General features: G+C 61.6%; 21 protein-coding genes. 10 read left to right on the top strand and 11 right to left on the bottom strand.

Annotation, left to right across the window (positions count from 1 at the left end):
* Positions 1-72: 72 nt before the first annotated feature.
* The 3 genes from C8N42_RS17335 to C8N42_RS17325 are packed head-to-tail and all read right to left on the bottom strand — an operon-like array spanning position 73 to position 2322.
* The gene (locus C8N42_RS17335) at positions 73-501 is read right to left on the bottom strand and encodes an iron chelate uptake ABC transporter family permease subunit (RefSeq protein WP_245890237.1); all 429 of its coding nucleotides are present in this window, start codon (positions 499-501) and stop codon (positions 73-75) included.
* Positions 494-1423 (bottom strand): ABC transporter permease, encoded by a 930-nt coding sequence (locus tag C8N42_RS17330; RefSeq protein WP_107817789.1) that lies wholly within the window; start codon positions 1421-1423, stop codon positions 494-496. The genes C8N42_RS17335 and C8N42_RS17330 overlap by 8 nt, the downstream gene beginning before the upstream one ends.
* Entirely contained in the window at positions 1420-2322 is a 903-nt protein-coding gene (locus C8N42_RS17325) for a siderophore ABC transporter substrate-binding protein (RefSeq protein ID WP_107817788.1), read from the bottom strand. Before C8N42_RS17325 ends, C8N42_RS17330 begins: the two co-directional genes overlap by 4 nt.
* Positions 2323-2429: 107 nt before the next feature.
* Between C8N42_RS17325 and C8N42_RS17320 the strand changes: the two genes are divergently transcribed.
* Positions 2430-2729 (top strand): DUF2218 domain-containing protein, encoded by a 300-nt coding sequence (locus C8N42_RS17320; RefSeq protein ID WP_107817787.1) that lies wholly within the window; start codon positions 2430-2432, stop codon positions 2727-2729.
* 76 nt (positions 2730-2805) lie between these two features.
* On the opposite strand, the gene C8N42_RS17315 is transcribed toward C8N42_RS17320, so the two are convergent.
* The 5 genes from C8N42_RS17315 to C8N42_RS17295 all read right to left on the bottom strand — a co-directional run bounded on the left by C8N42_RS17315 (position 2806) and on the right by C8N42_RS17295 (position 7161).
* On the bottom strand, positions 2806-3603 hold the full coding sequence (locus C8N42_RS17315; RefSeq protein WP_107817786.1) for a heme ABC transporter ATP-binding protein: 798 nt from the start codon (positions 3601-3603) through the stop codon (positions 2806-2808).
* A gap of 1 nt (position 3604) precedes the next feature.
* Positions 3605-4678, bottom strand: a complete 1074-nt coding sequence (locus C8N42_RS17310) for a FecCD family ABC transporter permease (RefSeq protein WP_107817785.1) — start codon at positions 4676-4678, stop codon at positions 3605-3607.
* A gap of 3 nt (positions 4679-4681) precedes the next feature.
* Entirely contained in the window at positions 4682-5536 is an 855-nt protein-coding gene (locus C8N42_RS17305; RefSeq protein WP_107817784.1) for a heme/hemin ABC transporter substrate-binding protein, read from the bottom strand.
* Entirely contained in the window at positions 5537-6580 is a 1044-nt protein-coding gene (locus C8N42_RS17300; RefSeq protein ID WP_107817783.1) for a hemin-degrading factor, read from the bottom strand.
* A gap of 371 nt (positions 6581-6951) precedes the next feature.
* The gene (locus tag C8N42_RS17295) at positions 6952-7161 is read right to left on the bottom strand and encodes a DUF1127 domain-containing protein (protein WP_107817782.1); all 210 of its coding nucleotides are present in this window, start codon (positions 7159-7161) and stop codon (positions 6952-6954) included.
* Between the two features lie 221 nt (positions 7162-7382).
* Between C8N42_RS17295 and ybaK the strand changes: the two genes are divergently transcribed.
* The 6 genes from ybaK (at position 7383) to C8N42_RS17265 (ending at position 13155) form a co-directional block, all read left to right on the top strand.
* Positions 7383-7862 (top strand): Cys-tRNA(Pro) deacylase, encoded by a 480-nt coding sequence (ybaK, locus tag C8N42_RS17290; protein WP_107817781.1) that lies wholly within the window; start codon positions 7383-7385, stop codon positions 7860-7862.
* 111 nt (positions 7863-7973) lie between these two features.
* Entirely contained in the window at positions 7974-9035 is a 1062-nt protein-coding gene (locus C8N42_RS17285) for a Hint domain-containing protein (protein ID WP_107817780.1), read from the top strand.
* A gap of 189 nt (positions 9036-9224) precedes the next feature.
* Complete coding sequence (gene rpsD, locus C8N42_RS17280) at positions 9225-9845, top strand: 30S ribosomal protein S4 (RefSeq protein WP_107817779.1); 621 nt, start codon at positions 9225-9227, stop codon at positions 9843-9845.
* Positions 9846-9981: 136 nt separating this feature from the next.
* A complete protein-coding gene (locus tag C8N42_RS17275) occupies positions 9982-11013 on the top strand; it encodes an endonuclease/exonuclease/phosphatase family protein (protein ID WP_107817778.1) in 1032 nt (343 codons plus the stop codon).
* Positions 11014-11132: 119 nt separating this feature from the next.
* Complete coding sequence (gene hisC, locus C8N42_RS17270; RefSeq protein WP_107817777.1) at positions 11133-12227, top strand: histidinol-phosphate transaminase; 1095 nt, start codon at positions 11133-11135, stop codon at positions 12225-12227.
* Positions 12228-12231: 4 nt separating this feature from the next.
* Positions 12232-13155, top strand: a complete 924-nt coding sequence (locus tag C8N42_RS17265; RefSeq protein WP_107817796.1) for a prephenate/arogenate dehydrogenase family protein — start codon at positions 12232-12234, stop codon at positions 13153-13155.
* 307 nt (positions 13156-13462) lie between these two features.
* On the opposite strand, the gene C8N42_RS17260 is transcribed toward C8N42_RS17265, so the two are convergent.
* Positions 13463-14464: a DUF2125 domain-containing protein gene (locus C8N42_RS17260; protein WP_170109355.1), complete on the bottom strand. Its 1002-nt coding sequence runs from the start codon at positions 14462-14464 to the stop codon at positions 13463-13465.
* Positions 14465-14543: 79 nt separating this feature from the next.
* Here C8N42_RS17260 and C8N42_RS17255 point away from each other — a divergent pair, with 79 nt between their 5' ends.
* The 3 genes from C8N42_RS17255 (at position 14544) to C8N42_RS17245 (ending at position 18014) form a co-directional block, all read left to right on the top strand.
* Positions 14544-15116: a gamma-glutamylcyclotransferase gene (locus tag C8N42_RS17255; protein WP_107817775.1), complete on the top strand. Its 573-nt coding sequence runs from the start codon at positions 14544-14546 to the stop codon at positions 15114-15116.
* 77 nt (positions 15117-15193) lie between these two features.
* Entirely contained in the window at positions 15194-16390 is a 1197-nt protein-coding gene (locus C8N42_RS17250; protein WP_107817774.1) for a biopolymer transporter ExbB, read from the top strand.
* 1 nt (position 16391) lies between these two features.
* On the top strand, positions 16392-18014 hold the full coding sequence (locus C8N42_RS17245) for a peptidoglycan -binding protein (protein WP_107817773.1): 1623 nt from the start codon (positions 16392-16394) through the stop codon (positions 18012-18014).
* Positions 18015-18017: 3 nt separating this feature from the next.
* Here C8N42_RS17245 and C8N42_RS17240 read toward each other — a convergent pair whose 3' ends face one another.
* Positions 18018-18986 carry a M23 family metallopeptidase gene (locus C8N42_RS17240; protein ID WP_107817795.1) on the bottom strand — a complete coding sequence of 323 codons (969 nt, stop codon included), beginning with the start codon at positions 18984-18986 and terminating at the stop codon, positions 18018-18020.
* A 79-nt stretch (positions 18987-19065) separates the two neighbouring features.
* On the bottom strand, positions 19066-21405 hold the full coding sequence (clpA, locus tag C8N42_RS17235) for an ATP-dependent Clp protease ATP-binding subunit ClpA (protein ID WP_107817772.1): 2340 nt from the start codon (positions 21403-21405) through the stop codon (positions 19066-19068).
* Between the last annotated feature and the right edge of the window lie 112 nt (positions 21406-21517).

Below are 21517 nucleotides of genomic sequence, written 5' to 3'. Positions count from 1 at the left end.
CTGCCGCAAGAAGGGAAAAAGTGGACGACTTTTACGCCGCCCGCACCGTCAATACGACGGCGCTACCGTGGTCTAATTTTGCACCGCCGTTCTCATCAGACCGGTGAGGACCATGCGGCTCAGATCGGCGGCATTGCGCAGCACTGTGCCGAACAGAATGAGAGCTGCCGTAAGCATCAAGGCAGTTTCGAGAATGAACTTCAACGTCGGGTCGAGTGTCGCGAAACCGAAGCCGCCGAGAAAGAACACCAACCCCGTTTGTAGCATCAGATAGAGCGCATCGAACCCCATGATCGAGGGGGTGAGAATGCGGTTGGCGGTGAGCGTCTGAAACACCATGGTCGAGAGCGCGACGGCGGTGGCGATGGTCACCAGCGCCAGAAGTTTCATGCCGCGAAACGGCAGGACGAAATCCCAGTTGCCACGTGCGCCGAGTGTCATGAAGGCGGCGACGGAGAGTGCAAAGAGCAGGGAGAGCAGCAGGAAACGGGTCTTAACCACGGGCGGCTCTCCCGTTCAGAAGCCACAGGAAAATCGCCGCGCCAAGGACACCGAGAACCGTGCCGACGGGAACCTCGAACGGGTAGCGGAGGATGCGGGCAAGAATATCGCAGGCCAGAACAAGCCCCGCACCGCTGATGGCGACCACGGGCAGGGTGGACCGGAGGTTCTCCCCCATGACCCGGGCGACGATATTGGGCACGACAAGCCCGACGAAGGGGATCATGCCGACGGTCACGGCGGTGATCGCGGTGATGATCGAGACGATGGCGAGACCCAGGGCCATGATCTGGCGATGATCAAGGCCCAGCGATGTGCTGGCCTCCTCGCCAAGCCCCGCGATGGTGAAACGGTCGGCATAGAGATAGGCCGCGATGGTCAGGACGCCGCCGATCCAAAGGAATTCATAGCGTCCGAGCATGACGCCGGAAAACTCGCCGGTCATCCAGACGTCGATATATTGCAGGAGGTCGCGTTCATAGGCGAGGAATGTGGTCAATGCGCCGAGGATACCGCCATAGACGATGCCTGTCAGCGGCACCATGAGCGGATCGCGCCGGGGCAGGCGGCGCACAATGGCGAGAAACCCGGCGGTGCCGATCAGCGCGGTGACGGTCGAGGCGGTCATTTTGAGCCAGATTGCGGCTCCCGGCACGGCAAGCGTGATCGCGACCAGTCCGAGCGCTGCGGCCTGACCGGTGCCTGCGGTGGCCGGTTCCACAAAGCGGTTGCGGCTCAGCATCTGCATGATGACGCCCGCGACGGCAAGGCTCGCGCCCGCCAGAAGGGCGGCGGCAGTGCGGGGGATGCGGCTCACAAACAGGAGCCAGAGATCGTCCCCGCGCAATGACGACACCCCCGTGAGCAAACTCACGAGGGTGAGAACCACCAGAATGGCAAGAACGAGGTATTTGCGGCTCACGAGTTGTCGCCGAAAGCCGTTTTGATGATGTCGAGCGTTTCGAGCGTGGACTGGATGCCGCCACCGGCAATGTAGATGCCGCCAGCGTTCAGATAGACGATATGCCCGGCTTTCGCGGCCTTGGTGTCGGCAATGATCGCATTGTCGAGTGTCGCCTGCGCGCTTTCACCTTCGCCGCCGATGGCTGCGACACGATCAAGCACGAGGATCCAGTCGGGATCGGTCTCGCGGATGAATTCGAAGGATACGGATTCACCGTGGGCAGTGTCTTCCAGCCCGTCGATCACTTCGGGCAGGCCGATTTCGCTGTGAATCCATCCGAACCGCCCTCCCGCGCCATAGGCGGACACCTTGCCGCCATTGGTCAGAAGGATGAGTGCGGTGCCTTTACCCTGAACGGCAGCCTCGGTGGCGGCAATCTCCTCGTCGAGCTTGGCAGTCAGGGCGGCGGCTTCGTCCTGTTTGTCGAACAATTCGCCATATGTCGCGAGCCGCGCGCGTGTCTGATCGAGAAGGTTGTCGCCCCACATGGTCATGTCGATGGTCGGGGCCAGTTTCGAAAGTGCCTCCACCTGGGTTGACGAACGTCCTCCTGCGATCACCAGATCGGGGGACAACGCGTTGAGCGCTTCGAAATCCGGTTCAAAGAGTGTGCCGATGTCGCTTTGGTACTCGGAGAGATAGGGCAGGAAGGTGTCGGAGGTGGCCGAAATGCCCTCGACTCCCAGCGCATCGAGCATGTCGAGCGCTCCCATGTCGTAAACGGCGACGGATTTGGGGGCGTGTGGCACGGTCGTGGGACCGGTCGCGGTGTCGATGGTGATGTCTTCGGCATTGGCGAGGGTGGCCGCGGTGGTCATGACCGTCAAAAGCGCGGCTTTCAACAAAGTGCGGGACATGCGTTTCTCCGATGTGTGGGCTCAGGGGTTCAATCTTGATTGTTTTCATAAGTTATTGCGCAGAGGGGCCGCAACCCGTAATCTGATAGAAAAACTAGGAGAATTTCATGCACATCCAGATCGGTCGTTTTGAGACGCCGCATGCTTCCAGGTACTTGCAACAGCTTTGCAAGCATTTCGCACATAAGGTGGAGGTGGATTATACGTCGACCGAGGGACGCGCGGCACTTCCGCCGGGGCCCGCGACGCTTGAAGCGAATGAGGCGGGTCTGACCGTGCGCCTGTCCGCGAAAGACGATGCCGGGATGGGCCACGCCCGCGCCATCATCGACCTGCACCTGAAGAAATTTGCCTTTCGCGAGAATTTCGAGGAAATGGTCTGGGAACCGATGGTGCAGACCGCCTGACATTTAATGTCATGAAATGATATGAAAATTTGTAGAAGGCCGCTCTTTTGAGGCGGCCTTCTTGATGCTTTGTATCTCACATGGAGAGCTGTGACGCTTGCGGTAAAATCCATGGTCCGCCGGTGGGCGGCGGGGTGTTGGTCCTCAAAGAACAGCCGTAACAAGCCGACAGACGCCCGTCGGTGAAGACTTCTTGCGGTGTGCCCTCGGCCTGCACCTCTCCTCCGCCCAGAAGCGTGACGCGATCCGCGAACATTGCGGTGAGGTTCAGGTCATGCATCACCGCGATCACCCCGCCGCCGCGCCGGGCGTAATCGCGGGCGAGTTCCATCACGGCAAGTTGATGGCCGATGTCGAGCGCGGAGACCGGTTCGTCGAGAATGAGCCAGCGCGGATGACCGTCGAGCACGGGCTCCCATATCTGCACCAGAACGCGCGCGAGCTGGGCACGTTGACGTTCTCCTCCCGAAAGCTCCTGCACCATCCGCCCCTCGAACCCCTCAAGCCCGACACGGGTCAGTGCGGTCCGCGGCAGGTGCTCAAGCCCCTCGGTCCGCCCCGTCGCGAGTCCGGCGGTGAGGCCGAGGCGGACGAGTTCGAGCACGGTGAAGGGAAAGGCGATGCTGCCCGATTGCGGCAGGACGGCGCGACGCTGGGCCAGATCGAGCGGCGAGAGATGCGGCAGCGGCACGCCGTCGAGCGCCACCTCGCCATCGAACGCCTGTTCTCCAGTAATGGCGCGCAAAAGCGTGGTCTTGCCGGACCCGTTCGGCCCGACGATAGCGGTCACGTCGCCGGCAGCAGCGGAGAAATGGACCCGGTCGAGAACCTTGCGCGTGCCAAAATGCACGGTGATGTCGGTGGCGGTGATCATCTCAGCTTTCCAGAAGGGCGCGGTTTTTCAACAGAATCCAGAGGAAGAACGGCCCGCCGAGACAGGCGGTGACGATGCCGATGGGCAATTCGGCGGGAGCGACCACGACGCGGGAGATCATATCGGCGAGCAAAAGCGTGATCGCCCCCAAAAGGGCGGCGTTGGGCAGGAGGTTGCGATGTTCCGGCCCCTGAAGCAGGCGCAGCAGATGCGGCACGACGATGCCGATGAACCCGATGCCGCCGGTGATCGCCACGGAAGCCCCGACGGAGCCTGCGACGGACAGGATCGCGATGCGTTTCATCCGCTGGGTGTCGATGCCCATGTGGCTTGCGACCGCTTCGCCCAAGGCCAGAGCGTCGAGCGCACGGGCGAGAAACGGGGCTGCGAGGAGGGCTAGGGCGATGATCGGACCGGCGGTCAGGAGCTTGGCCCAGGTCGCGCCCGCGACCGATCCCATGCCCCAGAACGTGAGATCGCGGAGCTGATCGTCGGTGGCTTTATAGACGATAAAGCCGGTCAAAGCGCCGGTAAGAGCCCCAAGCGCGATGCCAGCGAGGAGCATCGTGGCGACCGAGGTGCGACCGCCGCGGGTGGCGATCTTGTAGAGCACGATGGTGGAAAGCCAGCCGCCGAGAAACGCGGCGACGGGGATGAGATAGGACCCCACGAGGTTCTGCAACGCGAGAGGGAGCAATCCGCCAAGCACGATGGCTGCCACCGCGCCGAACCCGGCCCCGGCCGAGACCCCGACAAGGCCCGGGTCGGCGAGCGGGTTTCGAAACAGACCCTGCATCACCGCGCCCGCGACCGCGAGCGCGGCCCCGACCAGTGCGCCGGTCAGCACACGCGGCATACGGATGTCCCAAACGATGGTCATATCGCGCAAAGACGCTTCGCCGATCCCGGCCTTGGCCATGAGCGCACCGATCACATCCGTGTCGCCAGCGGCTCCCCAACCGAGGCCGAGAAGCATGGTGAGGCCAAGTAGGACCAGCAGAACAAGACGCAGCGCGCGGGCCTTGTCGCGGCGGTCGCCTGCGAGAGGAGCGGGACGGGTCTCGGCGATGGCCATGGCTTACTCCGCTGCGGCCCGGAGCGCGTTATGCAACTCGGTGGCAAATTCCGCCGTGCGTGGGCCAAAGCCGAGCGCTGCGGGATCGACCTGAACGAAGGCGCGGTTTTGTCCGGCCGGAGTTTGGGACAGCGCGGGCAGGTCGAGAATGTCGCTCTTGTTGGCGTCATGTTCTGCCTGACCGGTGCTTTCCATCATCAGGATCACATCGGGGCTTGCCGCGATGATCGCCTCGTCGCTCATGATCTTGTAGCCCTGAAAGGCACCGGACATGACATTTTCGGCCCCCGACAAGGCAATGATCCCATCCGCGCCGGTGCCATCGCCCGCCACGTTCAACCGCCCGCCCTGATTGGACAGGATGAAAAGCACGCGGGGCGGTGTGCCCGCTTCTGTGCGCGTCTGTTCAAGCTCGGCAAACTGGCGCTCGACCTCGGTGGCGAGGGTATCGGCCTTGGCGGGCACACCGAGCGCCTCGCCGACCGTATGGATGGCGGCAATCACCGCCTCTTGCGTAAAGCCGTCCTTCACAGGAACCAGAGGGATCGACGCGGCGCGGAGCTGGTCGATTACCTCGGGCGGACCTGCGGTGTCGCGGGTGACGATCAGGTCGGGACCGACGGAAAGCACGCCTTCCGCCGACAATTGCCGCATGTAACCGACATCGGGCAAGGCTTCGGCCTCCGGCGGATATTGTGAGGTGGTATCGCGGGCGACAAGCCGGTCCTCTTCGCCCAGAGCGTAGACGATCTCTGTCACCGGCCCGCCGATGGCGACGATGGATTTGGCTTCGGGATAGCTTTCGGCTTGCGCCGCAAGCGGCAGGAGGAGCGCGGCGCTGAGGAGCAGATGTTTCATTTATGCCTCCGGCAGATCGGCGAGGATCTGATGCCACTGGCCCAGATCGTCCGTGTCATCTTCGCGCTGGCCGAAACACTGGAAGATCAGCCCGCCCTCCGCATCGAAAGCCTCCAGAGACACGGCGGGGCCGCGTTTCGTCGGCTTGTCCACCACATAGACTTCGGCCAGATGATCGCCGCGCAGGTGCAGGTTGAAGCGCGGATCGAGCACGTTGAGCCATGGCCCCATCGGCTTGATCGTGTCGAGCGTGCCCCAGTGGATCTGGATGTTGCCGCGATTGCCGACGAAGAGCACGACTTTCTGTCGGGCTTCGGAAACCGTCTCCAGAAAGCTCGCGACGGCCTCCGGGGCGATCTTGCGCACAAAGGGCGCACCGGCAAGGCGATAGGCGCCGAGCCGGTTCATCCCGAGTTTGGCGGTCAGGCGGTTGAACTGATGCGTGTCGGTCATCCGGGCCCATTCCTCGACAAGGATGTCCCGTTTGGCTTCGTTCGCCTTTGCCCCTTCCGTGGGCTGGCGCGGCTCGACGGCGATTTCGGACGACTGATCCTTGAGGGCGAGCACATCAATGAGGGGTTGCCATGCGTCGTGATTGGAGGTGTCACGCAGGAAGATTTTCTGAAGTGCATCGCCCGAGGCGTCGAAGAACTGTAAGGTGCGGCGGATGCCCTTTTCGGTTTCGTTTTCAATCGCGAAACCAAAGGTCCAGAATTTCGGGAAAATCCGCGTGTCGATCTCCTTGCCCAACACCATCGAGGCGTGGGGGCCGGATTTGTATTGCTCGAACGTGCCGACGCGCTCATGCACACAGGAGGCGTTGCGGGTCAGCGCCATGACCTCGCCCAGAGCGGTGAGGCGCGGCATGACCTCGTCGGGATTGGCTACAATCCGAGTGACGCTCATGCCGTCGGTTTGCCCGACATGGGCGGCCACGAGTTCGGCCTCGGAAATGCCGAGACTGTCGGCGAGGTCACGGTCGCGTTTGCCGGTGTTGGCGGCTTTCGCGGCGCGGATGTCTTCTGCGGTGAGCGGTTTGTTCATGGCGATAGCCTCACGGAGGATAGGATGGACGCGCGCGGGACACGAAGGACCACCCCGCGCGCTGGCTCGGGTCACATGACCTTGGCAACAGGTAGGGAGACCGGGCGGCACGCACCGTCCTCATTGCCTGCTGGCGAGGACCGGGCGGATTTGGCGCTGTGGTACAGATGGATCATCGGCAAGCCCCGTTTCCCAAAATGCGGTGTCGGGCTGGCTGCCGCGCGGGCGCTTGCGTTTCGATGGGAGCTATAATGTCCGAGTTATTTTGTCAAGATATTGCCGCAGAATATTGCTGTAGAGTGAGGCTGCAAAAAAAACGCACCCCCCGGATTTCCGGCGGGCGCGTTTGTCTCAGGTTTGATCCGATTGGATCAGGCGCGGGTCAGTCGGCCATAGGCCACATCGGCAATGTCTCCGCGCTCAAGGCCGATGTCGGCCAGTTCGCGGTCGGACAGCGCGTCGAGCGCCTTGAGGGTCTTGGCGGCGTTGCGGTACGCGGCAAGCTTGCCGAACAGGCCGGCGCCGAACCCTTTGTGGCCGGAGGCGGTGCTCGGCGCGAGGGTATGGGTCAGGGTCGTCATGATTGTCGGTCCTCGAATTGAAGTTTTCAAACCGCCCTCAAAATGGGCAGTATTTATCCTAATGCGCATATATGACGGGCGGTTTGTGAAAACAAATGCCTGCATGGCAGTCCCGCTATGCGTTAAAAGCATGGCTTCTGGCGGGCAAGGCGGATGGTGTGCCCCGTGGTTTTCCTGCGCGAAGGGGTGTTCTATAGAAGGCACGGAAAAGGAGATCGCCAATGAGCACAGCAACCCCGGCCACGCGCTTCCTCGATAAGGCGGGGATTGGTTATGAACTGTATGAGTATGATTACGGGGGCGGCGACGGGCCGATCGGGTTGCAGGCGGCCGAGGCGATCGGCTGGACGCCGGAGCGGGTGTTCAAGACGCTGATGCTCGAAGTCGATGGCAAGCCCGCCTGCGCGGTGATCCCGTCGGATCGCTCGCTCTCGATGAAAAAGGTGGCGGCAGCCCTCAAAGCCAAATCGGCGAAGATGATGGACCCCGCGAAAGCCGAACGGCTGACCGGGTTTCATACCGGTGGGATCAGCCCCTTCGGCCAGAAGAAGCGTGTGCCGGTGGTGTTCGATGTCACGGTGACCGAGGTCGAGGCCCCGGTGGTGATGAATGGCGGCAAACGTGGGCTGATGATCTGCCTCGAACCTGAGCCGGGGATTGCGGCGCTGGCGGCGTCCGTGGCCGAAGTCAGCGTGCTCTGAGGGCACGCTCTTTTTTGCAGAACGCGAAAATCGTTCAGAAAACCGTTAACAGAGCGATTCGCCTGTGTTAGCCTGTGTGCAATAAAAAGAATTTGGCAGGCTATACAGGCAATGAGAACGGGCTATTCCGGCACGTTTGTCATCGCGTGGACGCAAGGGGAGCTCGATGGGCTTTCCAATGCGCCGCTGACAGCGTTGAGCGTCGGTGCCACATGGCGCTGGACGGGCAAGGCGGTTTGCGTCGACGGTGCGCGCGATGTCTATGTGCTCGACGGAGCGATCGGGCGGGCGGAGCTGCACCAGCGTGCGGCGCAATCCGTGCGTCGACTGATCGGTGCTGCCGTGGCGGATGCGCCGGTCTATCAAGACAAGGATATGCGTGGGCGGCTGTTCAATGGCGGGTTCGACGTTACCGACGGCATCAAGCGTTACGAAATCACACTGATCGACACGCCGCATCTGGGCGCGCCGCTTCTGATGTTCGTGGGTGAGGTGCCGCCTTCCGACACCGATCTCTGGGTGGTCTCCACCCATGTCGCCAGCGCACGGGATACCGGAGAAAGCCGCCCTGGCGGGGTCATCTGTTTCACGGCGGGGACGAAAATCCTGACACCGGACGGTCCGCGTGCGGTTGAGACCCTGTGCGAAGGGGATGCGGTTCAGACCAAGGACAACGGCGTGCAAAAGCTGCGCTGGATCGGACAGCGCCATATGTCCGGCGCGCGTCTTTACGCCCTGCCATCGCTCCGCCCAATCCGGTTTCGCGCCGATGCGCTCGGGTTGGGGCAGCCGGACGAGGATCTGGTCGTGTCGCCCGATCACCGGATGTTGCTGCGCGGTCCGGCGGCGCGCGATCTGTTCAATGCGGACGAGGTGCTTGTTGCGGCGCGCGATCTGGTCAATGACCGCGCGATCACCGTCGAGCGCCATCTGCGTGGGGTGGATTACATCCATTTGCTGTTCGACGCCCATGAGGTGATCTTTGCCAACGGGCTGGAGACGGAGAGCTACCATCCGGGCTTTACCGATCTTTCCATGGTCGAAGAGGACCAGCGCGACCGCCTTCTGATGCGTTTCCCGCATCTCGCCGATCAGTCCGGGGACTACGGCCCGGCGGCGCGGCGGACCCTGTCGGCGGCGGAAGCGGCGATCCTTTTGCACAGCGTTGCTTGAAACGGGCGCGTAGCGCTTGACACCGGGGCGCGCGGCTGTATAAGCCCGCCATCCGGTGTGCAGCGATGTGCGCCGGGTATTCATTGGTGTTGGTGGCCCTCGCAAGAGGAAACCTGTCAACCCGGGGCGCGGGGAAACCCGTCCGGGGAGAGGACAACGCCCTTCGAAATCTTATGAAGGAGATCAGCCGTGACCAAACGCACGTCTGCCAAGTACAAAATCGACCGCCGCATGGGCGAAAACATCTGGGGCCGTCCGAAGTCCCCGGTCAATCGCCGCGAATACGGCCCGGGTCAGCACGGTCAGCGCCGCAAAGGCAAACTGTCCGACTTCGGTCTGCAACTCCGCGCCAAGCAGAAGCTGAAAGGCTACTACGGCGACCTGACCGAGAAACAATTCCGCCGCATCTTCGCCGATGCCGAGCGTCAGCGTGGTGACACCGGTGAGCTTCTCATCGGTCTGCTGGAGCGCCGTCTCGATGCCGTCGTCTACCGCGCGAAATTCGTGCCGACCATCTTTGCCGCCCGTCAGTTCGTGAACCACGGCCATGTGCTCGTGAACGGTGAGCGCGTGAACATCCCCTCCTACCGTGTGAAAGAGGGTGACGTGATCGAGGTCCGTGCGAAATCCAAACAGCTCGCCATCGTGCTCGAAGCCGCCGGTCTCGCCGAGCGTGACGTGCCGGATTACCTCGATGTCGACCACTCCAAAATGACCGCGACCTTCGTGCGCACCCCGGGCCTCTCCGATGTGCCCTACGCTGTGCAGATGGAACCGAACCTCGTCATCGAATTCTACGCTCAGAACTAAGTCTGAGCCGAAATCGAAGCATTTCGAAAGGCCGTCCTTGGGGGCGGCCTTTTGCTTTGGCGAAGTCAGAAAAAGCCAGCCTGATCCGAATCTCCTTTTGCGCTATGCTGTCCATGGTATTTCAGGAGGCTTTGATATGGCGGCGCGTGATATTTCGTTTGGGTCTTTCAATCTCTACAATCTGCAATCGCCCGGTGTGGCGATGTATTCCGGGTCGCGTTGGACCGAGGAGGAATACGAGGCCAAGGTTTTCTACACCGGGGCGGTTTTGAAACGGATCGCTGCCGATGTGGTCGGGTTTCAGGAGCTGTGGTCTGGGTCGGCTTTGGAGGAGGCGCTGGACCTGGCCGGTTTGCAGGACAGTCATCAGGCTTTGGTGCCGCCCGGCCATCCCGGCAATCGCATCGTCTGTGCCGGAGCGGTGCGCAAGGACATTCTGGTCGGCGATCCCGAGTGGATCGTGGACTTTCCCGAAGAGATGGTGCTGGCCTCGGGCGGGGATGACCCGCAACAGGACCGCATCGCCGTGACGCTCACGACGTTTTCGCGACCCGTATTGCATTTCACGGTTCAGCCGCATCCGGACACGCCGGTGATCCATGTGTTCGTGACGCATTTCAAATCCCGGCGCCCGACCGAGCTTTGGCGCGAGGACTGGTATGAGCGCGATCTGCACAAGGATCATCTCAATGCGTTGGGCTATGCCGTCTCGACGATCCGGCGCACGGCGGAGGCGACGGCCTTGCGGATGATCATCACCAATCTGACCAAGGGCACGAACACGCCCGTGGTGGTGATCGGCGACATGAACGACGGCAAGCTGTCGAACACGCTCAACATCCTGACCGAACAGCCGCAATACCTGACGGGTCTTTCGGAAGGCGGCGGCGACAATGCGCTCTATACCGCGCAGACGCTTCAGGAATATCGCTCGACCCGCGATGTCTATTATACCCATGTGTTCAAGAAGGAGCGTGAGAGCCTCGATCACATTCTGTTCTCGCAGGAGTTCTACGATCACTCGAAGCGACGCCTTTGGGCCTTTGATGAAATGACCGTGGACAACGATCATCTCAACATCGAGGACCACAAGGCCACGGGCACCAACGATCACGGTATTCTGCGCGCGGGCTTTCGTTGGAAACCGGCTGCGGGGGCGCAGGTCTGAGAAGGGCGAGGCGCAGACCGAAGCGTGGGTGCAACAACTGAGGATGCGGTATTCATGCCGCTGGCAAAGTCTTGCGCACGGCGCTAAGAGGGGCGGGCAAATTCTAAGCGAGTGGACCCATGACCCGTTTGATCGAACCGCAACCCGGCATTCTCGACATCGCTCTGTATCAGGGCGGCGCCAGCCATGTGCAGGGCGTCGACAATGTGATCAAGCTGTCTTCGAACGAGAACCCGTTCGGCGCGCCCGAAAGCGCGAAGGCAGCTTTTGCCAAGGCGGTTCACAATCTGCATCGCTATCCGAACACCGATCACACCAGCCTGCGCAAGGCGATCGGCGAGGTGCACGGTCTCGATCCCGAACGTATCATCTGCGGTGTCGGTTCGGACGAGATCATCCACTTCCTCTGCCAGGCCTATGCGGGCATTGGCGATGAGGTGATCTACACCGAGCACGGGTTTTCCATGTACAAAATCTCCGCGCGCGCTGCGGGGGCGACGCCGGTCTGTGTGCCCGAGCGTGAGCGTGTCGTGGACATCGACGCCATTCTCGATGCCTGTACGGAGCGCACGAAGCTTGTCTTTATCGCCAATCCGGCAAACCCGACCGGCACAATGATTGGTCAGCGCGACATCGCGCATCTGGCGGCCAACCTGCCGCCGCAGGTGCTTTTGGTGCTCGACGGGGCCTATGCCGAGTTCGTCGAAGGCTTTGATGGCGGTGCGGCTCTGGTCGAGGCGCGCGACAACGTGGTGATGACCCGCACCTTTTCCAAGATCTACGGTCTGGGCGGCGTGCGCGTCGGTTGGGGCTATGGTCCCAAGGACATCATCGACGTGCTGAACCGGGTGCGCGGGCCGTTCAACCTCTCCGAAGCGCAACTGGCCGCCGCCGAGGCCGCGGTCAAGGATCGCGACTGGGTGGAAAAATGCCGCGAGGACAACACTCGCCTGCGTGCCTGGCTCGCTGAAGCGCTAATGGAACTGGGCATTCCGTCCGATACCTCTTGTGCCAACTTTATTCTTGCGCGTTTCACCGATGAGGCGGAAGCGGAAGCCTGCGACGATTTCCTGAAATCCCAAGGCATCATCGTGCGCAAGGTGGCGGGTTACGGTTTGCCGAACTGTCTGCGGATCACTGTGGGCGACGAGGCGTCCTGTCGCCGCGTGGCCCATGTGATCGGTCAATTCAAAGGGGAGCAGGCCAGTGTCTGAACCTGTGCCTGAGGTGATCTACAACCGTGTTGCCCTGATCGGCCTTGGCCTGATCGCGGGCTCTATGTCTCTGGCGATGCGCCGTGCGAGCGTGGCGGGTGAGATCACCGGCTATGCCCGTTCACAGGCGACCCGGGACACGGCACGGGAGATCGGACTTGTGGACCGGGTCTGCGACACCGCGACCGAGGCAGTGCAGAATGCCGATCTCGTGGTTCTCGCCGTGCCGGTGGGCGTGATGGGGCAGGTGATGGCGGAGATCGCTCCGGCACTGAAATCCGGTGCGGTGGTGACCGACGTGGGCTCGGTGAAGAAATCCGTACTCGAAGCGGTGATGCCGCATATTCCAGAGGGTGTGCATTTCATCGGCACCCACCCGATGGCGGGGACGGAGCATTCCGGGCCCCGCTCGGGCTTTGCCGAACTGTTCGACAATCGCTGGTGCCTGATCGTGCCGCCCGAAGGCGCCGATGAGGGCGAGGTCAGGAAGCTCGAAACCTTCTGGGCTGCACTTGGTGCAAATACCGAACGGATGGACCCGGAGCATCATGACACGGTCTGCGCCGTGGTGTCCCATGTGCCGCACCTGATCGCCTACACGATGGTGGGGGTCGCTGACGACCTGCGCCGGGTGACCGATCAAGAGGTGATCAAATTCTCCGCTGCGGGTTTTCGGGATTTCACCCGGATCGCAGCCTCCGATCCGACCATGTGGCGTGACGTTTTCCTGACCAACAAGGAGGCGGCGCTGGAAATCCTCGGGCGGTTCACCGAGGAACTCTTCGCGCTGCAACGGGCGATCCGCACTGGCGATGGTGACACGTTGCACGATTATTTCACGCGCACCCGCGCGATCCGGCGCGGCATCATCGAAGCTGGGCAGGATACGGACGCGCCGGATTTCGGACGTGTGAAAAAAGGCGGCTAAAGCGTTTCGCATTAAATCTGAAACACAGATTTAGTGTGAAGCGCTCACAATGTTTATATGTTGTATCGCGTTTCCCTTTTTCCCTGTCTCAGATAAAAAGAAAACGCTTTAAGGCTCGCGCGCCTCCCATCGCTTTTCGAATGCAGTTTCCTGCTGGGGAGCCGTGTCGTTTGGGGGGCTGTACTTTGCCCTTTCCTCCACGTTAAGGTTAATTAGGTTAAGGTTAACGGCGAGGAAGGGGAGCGATTAAAGTCGAGGCGTCCAGTGTCCAGACCGACGGTGGTACGGGATACAAGCCGCAGCCGGGTTACCGAATGACGATACGCGGGGCAGGTCCCAGCGGAATGAAACCGAGTGTGATCATACCGTCCTTCAGGCTCAGCTCCGCATCAATCGTATCCTTGCGCCCCGACAGACCCGCGAGCATTTCGCCACTGCGCAGTGCCAATCCGCCCATGTTTTCCGGGATCGCGCCGGTGGCAATTGCCAGTTCGATCATCTCGCGCCAGTTCTCCGCCTTCACCGCCACCTTGCCGATGGGATAGCCGCGCTTGTCGACGTCGAACGCCCCTGTGAGTTTCAGGTTCAGATCTCCCCAATGCGCGGAGAAATTCTCGATCTCGATATGGGTCGGTTGCGGGCGCGGGCCTTCGAGAGCGTGAATGCCCCATGGGCCGTCAAAGATTGCGGTCATTTTGAGATCGAGTTCTTCGAAGCGATCCGACAAAAGCCCCTCTGGGTCCAACTCTTCAACGAGGCCGCCGGTCGGGGCAAAACCTTGTGCATTCACTGTGATGTCATGGGTCAGCTTGTCGTCTTCGTGACGTTGAGAGGCAACCTGTGCGCTGTCGAGGGCCAGCCCCCATGTCGCAGTGGAAACGAGTTTCAGCCCGTCGATCGCAAGTGAGGCGTGATCCAATGTCAGGCTGGGACCGGGATCGACGAACAATTGCGCTTCGGCAGAGTCCTGCGTGATGTCGAGGCGCTGATAGGGCGAGGCGAGTGTCAGTTCCGGCGCCATGTGGAGCGTGAAGCGTGTCGGGCGGAAGCTCTGGCTCAGAATCTCGATTTTCGGTGTCGAGAGCGCCACGCCGGTGCGCGGATCGGCCAGACGCGGTTCCATGATCGCGGTATCGAAGCGGGCCGGGAAGCCACGGGTCTTGATCTCGACGGTCTCCGCCTGCCAGCCCTCGCTCGCGCGGGCGTCGATCCAGGCGGCAATGGCGCGTTCCGTGCCCTTCGCGCCGATCATCCAATAGCCGGAATAGAGGATGAACGCGGCCAGCACGAGCCAGATCAGTTTGCGCATCTTGGGGTCCCGTCTTTTCATTTCCGGATGGCCCGTGTTTAACGGGGGGATGCGGAGCTGAAAAGAGGAGAGAGGGGCGATGTCCTCCGATCATGTGGCGGATCACGCGCTTGTGCGCGAAGGGTTCTGGGTCTTTGGCTATGGCTCCCTGATGTGGAATCCGGGCTTCGAGTTTGCCGAACGCCATCCGGCGGTTCTCATGGATTATGCGCGTTCCTTTTGCATGTGGTCGATCCATCATCGCGGTTCGCCCGAGGTGCCGGGGCTGGTGCTGGCGCTCGATGCGGAGCCGGGGGCGGCCTGTCACGGGCTCGCCTTTCGCATCGGGCCGGAGGTGGCGGCACAGGCACTGGCCGATCTGCGCGACCGCGAACTGGTGTCCTCCGCCTATCTCGAACGCGTGGTGACGTTGCGCCTCTCGGATGGGCGCGATGTGGCCGCGCTGGCTTATGTGGTCGACCCGGAGCATGTGCAATACACCGGGCCATTGAGCCTTGAGCGGCAGGCGGAGGTGATCGCCGGGGCCTGTGGTGGACGCGGACCGAATTGCGACTACCTGTTCTCGACGGCGGAGCATCTGGCCGAGTTGGGCATGGAGGATATTGAACTGACGCAGCTCTCGGATATGGTCCGACGTCGGCTCAAAATCTAAGGACACGAAATCGCGTGTTGGCAGCGGGCGACAGAGCCCCTATCGTGAGCGCGAACCGTCAAGGGGTCAGGACGTCGATGGACCAACCCGATCACACGCGAAAGCAACAGGCTGAAAAAGGCCGGGCCGAGCTGAAATACTTTTCCCAACCCGTGCGCCAGATCACGCTGATGATCATCGTGCTGGGGCTGGTCGTGGCCGGGCTGGTCATGGCCCTGCCGCGTGTTGGGCCAGTGTTTTTCGCCAATCTCTATCTCAACGGCTTCATCGCCGTGGTCTTCATCATCGGGATTCTCTCCTGTTTCTGGCAGGTGGCGCAACTCGTCTCCTCGGTGAACTGGATCGAACGTTTCACCGGTCAGCGCCCGAATGTGCCGGGCAAGGCCGCGCCGCGCTTGCTGGCGCCTTTGGCCGCACTTCTGCGGGGGCGCGGGGTACACTCGCAAATCTCGGCAAGCTCATCACGTTCCATTCTCGATTCGGTGGCGACCCGTATCGACGAAGCGCGTGATATTACGCGCTACATTGCCAATCTTCTGATTTTCCTTGGGCTTCTGGGCACGTTTTATGGCCTCGCGACGACCGTACCCGCGCTGGTCGATACCATCCGTTCGCTCTCGCCTGCGGAAGGAGAAACGGCAAGCGATGTATTAGGCCAGTTGATGGGCGGGCTGGAAAGCCAGCTCGGTGGCATGGGCACAGCCTTTGCTTCCTCGCTTCTGGGGCTTGCGGGCTCGCTTGTTGTCGGGATGTTGGAGCTGTTCGCGACCCATGGGCAGAACCGGTTCTATCGCGAGCTTGAAGAATGGATGTCCACCATCACCCGCATCGGTTTTGCCTCGGACGCGGGCGATGGCGAGATCTCGGGGGCGGTTGCGGTGCTCGACTACATGAGCGAGCAGATGCAGCAATTGCAGGAGATGTTCTCCCGTTCCGATGCGGCGCGCGTCGCGGTCGACAGCCGTCTCGTTCAGCTGGTGTCTTCGGTGGATCGTCTGGTGTTGCAGATGGATGCCGACACGGGTACGGCCCCCTTGCTCACACGCATTGCCGAGGGGCAGGAACGGTTGCTCGGGGTGGTGGAAAACCGTGCCGGGGCGGAGGAAGAGCCGTTCGATGCGGAGGCCCGGATGCGTCTGCGTTCCATCGACGTGCAGCTTTTGCGCATTCTCGAAGAACTGTCTGCGGGGCGTCAGGAAAGCGTGTCCGAACTGCGCTCTGAATTGGCCGAGTTGACCCGCACGTTGCGCGATCTGGGCGAACAGGGCGAATAGCATGGCCGTTCTGCGCCGCTCCTCCCATCGCATGTCCGGCTCGATCTGGCCGGGGTTCGTCGATGCGATGACGGCGCTTTTGCTGGTGCTGATGTTCGTTCTGACCATCTTCATGGTGGTGCAATCCATGCTGCGCGACCAGATTTCCGGGCAGGAACATGAGCTGGATGCTCTGACCGGGGAGTTGAACGCCTTGGCGGAGGCGCTGGGGCTCGAACAACAAAAAAGTCTCGGGCTCGAAAGCCAGATCGGCAGTTTGCAGGCGACCTTGTCCGATGTGCAGGCTCGGGCGCAGGCGCAGGCCGCAACCATCGAAGGGCTTGAGAGCGAGAATGCCGCGTTGACCGGGCGGATCACCTCGTTCGAGGCGCAGGTGGCAAGTCTGATGGCCGAACGTGATGCGGCACTGACCGAGGGCGCGCAACTGGCCGCGCAGATTGAAGATCTGGAAGCGGCGAAAGCACAATTGATTTCCGATCAGGAAGCCGCGCAACTGGCGCTCGCGAAGGCTCGCGAAGAGATCGACGCGGCGGCGGAAGAGGCGCGGTTGGCGGCGGCGCGGCGCGAGGCACTTGATGCCTTGGTGGCGCAGTTGAAAACGGAAACCAATGAGCGGCAGGCTGCCCTTGAGGCGGCGCAGGACCGGCTTTCGCAGGCGGAGCAAGACCGTCTGGCGGATGCTGCGGCGCTCAAGGCGTTGCAGGAACGTCTGGCCGGATCGGACGATGAACTGACCGCGATGACACTGGCGCTCGAAGAGGCACGCAAGCAGGCCGAAGAGACGTTGACGCTTCTGGCGGCGGCGCGCACGGCGCGAGACAAATTGCAGGCACAGCTCGACAGCGATATCTCGGATCGCGATAAACAGGCAGCGCTTTTGGCGACGGCACAGGCGGCATTGTCTGAGGAAGAGGCCAAATCGGCGGAAGGCGAACGCAAGCTTGCGCTGTTGAACGCACAGGTGGCGCAGATGCGCGAACAATTGTCGGCGCTGCAATCGACGCTCGATGTACGCACGGCGGCGGATACGGAAAATCAGGTGCAGATCGACAGCCTGACCCAGCGCCTCAACGCCGCTCTGGCGCAGGTTGCCGCCGAGGAAAAAGCCCGTGCGGCTTTGGAAGAGGCGGAGCGCAAGCGTCTGGAGGAAGAGGCGAAGACCCTGCAAAACTATCGGTCCGAATTTTTCGGACGGATGCGCGAAATTCTTGGCGACCGCGAGGGCGTGAGGATCGTCGGCGATCGTTTCGTGTTTTCCTCCGAGATTCTGTTTGAACCGGCTTCCGCTGAGCTTGGTTTGCAGGGCAAGCCGCAGATCGCCCGTGTTGCGCGTATCCTTTCCGAAGTGGCGGCCGAAATTCCGCCGGAAATCGACTGGGTGATCCGCGTCGATGGCCACACCGACAAGACGCCGCTGTCGGGGACGGGACAATATCGCGACAACTGGGAACTGTCGCAGGCCCGTGCGCTGGCTGTGGTGCGCTATATGGTGAACGATCTCGGGTTCGATCCGTCGCGTCTGGTGGCGGCGGGGTTCGGGGAATATCAGCCGATTGCGGAGGGGGACAGCCCCGAAGCCCTGGCGCAGAACCGGCGGATCGAGTTGAAGCTCACCGAGAAGTAAGTCTTACTTATCAATGCGGAAGCGTTCTTCGAGCCGGTCGATTTCTTCGCCTTTGCGCAGGAGTTGCACCGTCGCGGTATAGCCGCCCAAGGGCCATGTGCCCGGATTTTTCCGACCGACAGCGCGGAACATGCGGGCCTGATCCTTCTCCAGCAATGCGTCGTGAGCGATCACCTCACCTTCGGGGCCGAAGATGCTCATCCGCAGGATGTCGCCTTTCAGAGTGCCATAGCCGAAGCCGAAGACGACGAGCGCGGGGCTGTCGGAGCGGAGTGGGTCGTTGCCCGCCGTGCCTGCCTTGACGCTTTCGTAATCCGGCACTTTGGTGTCGATCCCGAGAGTCAGGAGGCCGCCCGTGTGATAGATCATATCACGGTCCCAAAGCGTGCCATTCAGCATTGCATCTTTGCCGCAGGCAATCAGTCCGGTGGGATTGAACGGGTCGATGATCTTGCCGTTGTGGCGAATGGCGAGATGAACATGCGGAAATTCGGTCATGCCGGAAAGACCGACCTGACCAAGTACCGTGGAAGCGCCGACGCGCTGGCCTTTCTGAACGGCGATGGTGCCGTTCATCATGTGGCAATATTGCGTGCTCCAGCCATCGCCATGGTCGATCACCACACCATTGCCGCATTCCTTGCCGGTGACGTCGGGGGCGCCTTCCGCATCCTGTGAAAAATCCTCCATGCCGTCGCGAATGGCCTTCACCGTGCCGGGGGCGGAGGCCAGTACATCGACGCCCTGCCACATGTCGAGGGTGACGGGCAGCGCGAAATCCGTGCCCTTGTGGCCGTCGTAGCTCAGCGTGCCGCAGGTGAAATCGGCAGTGCCGGGGCCGGGATCGGCATCGACGTAATTCTGGATGTAGCAGGTCTGGCCCAGCACGCAGTCGATGGGTGGGGCCAGCACCGGATCGCGGGCAAGGACCGGAGTGGCGAGGAGCAGGAGAGAGGCAATCAGGGCACGCATGACAGACATTGGTTTTGTGAATGCGGTTACAGTCGCGCGAAGAAAAAGCCCCGTCAAGGTGACGGGGCTTTTCAAAGGCTTATTCTGCCGTAAGCAGCGGCGGTTTCTTTGAACGACCGATGCGAGGGGCGCCCGGTTCCTCGATCCGCAGGTCGATCTCGCCATCCTTGACGCCGACCTTGACCACGCCGCCTTTCGACAGTTTGCCGAACAGGAGTTCCTCGGCGAGCGGTTTCTTGATGTGCTCCTGAATGACGCGGCCCAGAGGACGTGCGCCCATCTTGTCGTCATAGCCCTTGTCGGCAAGCCATTCGGCAGCCGGGCGGGTAAGCTCGATATGCACGTTGCGGTCCATGAGCTGAGCCTCAAGTTGTAGCACGAACTTCTCGACGACTTGCAGGATGACCTCTTTCGGCAGTGGGCCGAAGGAGACCACCGCATCCAGACGGTTGCGGAATTCCGGTGTGAAGGTGCGTTCGATCGCGGCGGTGTCTTCACCCTCGCGACGGTCACGCCCGAAGCCGATGGCCTCTTTCGCCTGCTCGGTCGCGCCGGCGTTCGAGGTCATGATCAGGATCACGTTGCGGAAATCGACGGTGCGACCGTTGTGATCGGTCAGCTTACCGTTGTCCATCACCTGCAACAGGATGTTGTAGACATCCGGGTGCGCCTTTTCGATCTCGTCGAGCAGAAGCACGCAATGCGGATGCTGATCCACGCTGTCGGTCAAAAGGCCACCCTGATCGAAACCGACATAGCCCGGAGGCGCGCCGATCAGACGGGAGACGGCGTGTTTCTCCATGTATTCCGACATGTCGAAGCGCAGAAGCTCCACGCCCAACGTGTCGGCGAGCTGTTTCGCAACCTCGGTTTTCCCCACGCCGGTCGGACCTGCGAAGAGATAGTTGCCGATGGGTTTTTCCGGTTCGCGCAGACCCGCACGGGCCAGTTTGATCGCGGAGGCCAAAGTCTCGATGGCCTTGTCCTGACCGAAGACCACACGTTTGAGCGTCGCTTCGAGGTCCTTGAGCACCTCTGCATCGTCCTTGGAGACGTTCTTCGGCGGGATACGGGCAATTTTCGCCACCACCGCTTCGATCTCTTTCGGCGAGATCGTCTTGCGGCGTTTGCTTTCCGCCACGAGATGTTGCGCGGCACCGGCCTCGTCGATCACGTCAATGGCCTTGTCGGGCAGCTTGCGGTCATGGATGTAGCGCGCGGAGAGCTCCACGGCGGTCTTGATCGCATCGTGGGTGTAGCGGATGTCGTGGTGTTCCTCGAAATAGGGCTTGAGACCCTGAAGAATTTTCACGGCATCGTCCACCGACGGCTCGTTCACGTCGATTTTCTGGAAACGACGGGACAGGGCGCGGTCTTTCTCGAAATGCTGGCGGAATTCCTTGTAGGTGGTGGACCCCATGCAGCGCAGCTTGCCGCCCTGCAACGCGGGTTTCAGCAGGTTGGAGGCATCCATCGCACCGCCGGAGGTCGCGCCCGCGCCGATCACGGTGTGAATCTCGTCGATGAAGAGGATCGCGTCCGGGTGATCTTCGAGTTCCTTGACCACCGCTTTCAGGCGTTCTTCGAAATCGCCGCGATAGCGGGTCCCGGCCAGAAGTGCGCCCATGTCGAGCGAATAGATTGTGGAATGGGCCAGCACTTCCGGGGTTTCGCCATCGACGATTTTCTTGGCGAGGCCTTCGGCGATGGCGGTTTTGCCCACGCCCGGATCGCCCACCAGAAGCGGGTTGTTCTTGCGACGGCGGCAGAGCACCTGAATGCAGCGTTCGACCTCATCGGCGCGACCGATCAGCGGATCGACATCGCCCTTCATCGCTTTCTTGTTCAGATCGACACAGTATTTCGCCAGCGCCGATTCCTTGTCCTCGGCAGGCTGTGCCTGTTGCGTCTGGGTGGACTGGGCGTCCTCCTCGTTCTGATCTGCTCCGGTGATCGGGCGTGCCTCTCCGAAAGCCGGGTCCTTTGCCACGCCGTGCGCGATGAAATTCACCGCGTCATAGCGCGTCATATCCTGTTCCTGAAGGAAATAGGCGGCGTTGGATTCGCGTTCGGCGAAGATTGCGACAAGCACGTTGGCCCCGGTCACTTCGGTGCGCCCGGAGGATTGCACATGGATCGCGGCGCGCTGAATCACGCGTTGGAAAGATGCGGTCGGGACCGCTTCGGAGCCTTCGACATCGGTGACGAGCGTCGAGAGATCGTCCTCGATATAATCCAGAAGGGTTTTGCGAAGCTCCTCGAGATCGACATTACAGGCCTGCATGACGCGGGCCGCGTCGGGCTCGTCGATCAGTGCCAGCAGGAGGTGTTCCAGGGTAGCGAGTTCGTGGCGACGGGCATTGGCCAGCGCCAGAGCTGCGTGGATGGCTTGCTCAAGGGTGTTCGAAAATGACGGCACGACGTTCTGTGCTCCTTCGCATTCGGGGTCTGGAGGGGGACTGGCCCCGCACCCAACCGTGGCCTCATACTCTTAAAGTTCGATTGATACGCCCGAGCTTCAAGGAAAAAAG

Origin of the sequence: Celeribacter persicus (assembly GCF_003050785.1) — a bacterium.
In the GTDB taxonomy this organism is placed as follows: domain Bacteria; phylum Pseudomonadota; class Alphaproteobacteria; order Rhodobacterales; family Rhodobacteraceae; genus Celeribacter; species Celeribacter persicus.
This window is presented reverse-complemented; position numbering and strand designations above follow the sequence as displayed.

What these genes read in the sequence shown, in the direction of transcription:
- C8N42_RS17300 (WP_107817783.1), bottom strand. Translation starts at nt 6,580, where the DNA reads ATGAACAAACCGCTCACCGCAGAAGACATCCGCGCCGCGAAAGCCGCC.
- C8N42_RS17240 (WP_107817795.1), bottom strand. Translation starts at nt 18,986, where the DNA reads ATGCGTGCCCTGATTGCCTCTCTCCTGCTCCTCGCCACTCCGGTCCTT.
- ybaK (WP_107817781.1), top strand. Translation starts at nt 7,383, where the DNA reads ATGAGCACAGCAACCCCGGCCACGCGCTTCCTCGATAAGGCGGGGATT.
- C8N42_RS17250 (WP_107817774.1), top strand. Translation starts at nt 15,194, where the DNA reads ATGGACCAACCCGATCACACGCGAAAGCAACAGGCTGAAAAAGGCCGG.
- C8N42_RS17260 (WP_170109355.1), bottom strand. Translation starts at nt 14,464, where the DNA reads ATGCGCAAACTGATCTGGCTCGTGCTGGCCGCGTTCATCCTCTATTCC.
- C8N42_RS17295 (WP_107817782.1), bottom strand. Translation starts at nt 7,161, where the DNA reads ATGACGACCCTGACCCATACCCTCGCGCCGAGCACCGCCTCCGGCCAC.
- C8N42_RS17315 (WP_107817786.1), bottom strand. Translation starts at nt 3,603, where the DNA reads ATGATCACCGCCACCGACATCACCGTGCATTTTGGCACGCGCAAGGTT.
- C8N42_RS17245 (WP_107817773.1), top strand. Translation starts at nt 16,392, where the DNA reads ATGGCCGTTCTGCGCCGCTCCTCCCATCGCATGTCCGGCTCGATCTGG.
- C8N42_RS17310 (WP_107817785.1), bottom strand. Translation starts at nt 4,678, where the DNA reads ATGGCCATCGCCGAGACCCGTCCCGCTCCTCTCGCAGGCGACCGCCGC.
- C8N42_RS17305 (WP_107817784.1), bottom strand. Translation starts at nt 5,536, where the DNA reads ATGAAACATCTGCTCCTCAGCGCCGCGCTCCTCCTGCCGCTTGCGGCG.
- C8N42_RS17285 (WP_107817780.1), top strand. Translation starts at nt 7,974, where the DNA reads ATGAGAACGGGCTATTCCGGCACGTTTGTCATCGCGTGGACGCAAGGG.
- C8N42_RS17275 (WP_107817778.1), top strand. Translation starts at nt 9,982, where the DNA reads ATGGCGGCGCGTGATATTTCGTTTGGGTCTTTCAATCTCTACAATCTG.
- C8N42_RS17320 (WP_107817787.1), top strand. Translation starts at nt 2,430, where the DNA reads ATGCACATCCAGATCGGTCGTTTTGAGACGCCGCATGCTTCCAGGTAC.
- C8N42_RS17325 (WP_107817788.1), bottom strand. Translation starts at nt 2,322, where the DNA reads ATGTCCCGCACTTTGTTGAAAGCCGCGCTTTTGACGGTCATGACCACC.
- hisC (WP_107817777.1), top strand. Translation starts at nt 11,133, where the DNA reads ATGACCCGTTTGATCGAACCGCAACCCGGCATTCTCGACATCGCTCTG.
- C8N42_RS17255 (WP_107817775.1), top strand. Translation starts at nt 14,544, where the DNA reads ATGTCCTCCGATCATGTGGCGGATCACGCGCTTGTGCGCGAAGGGTTC.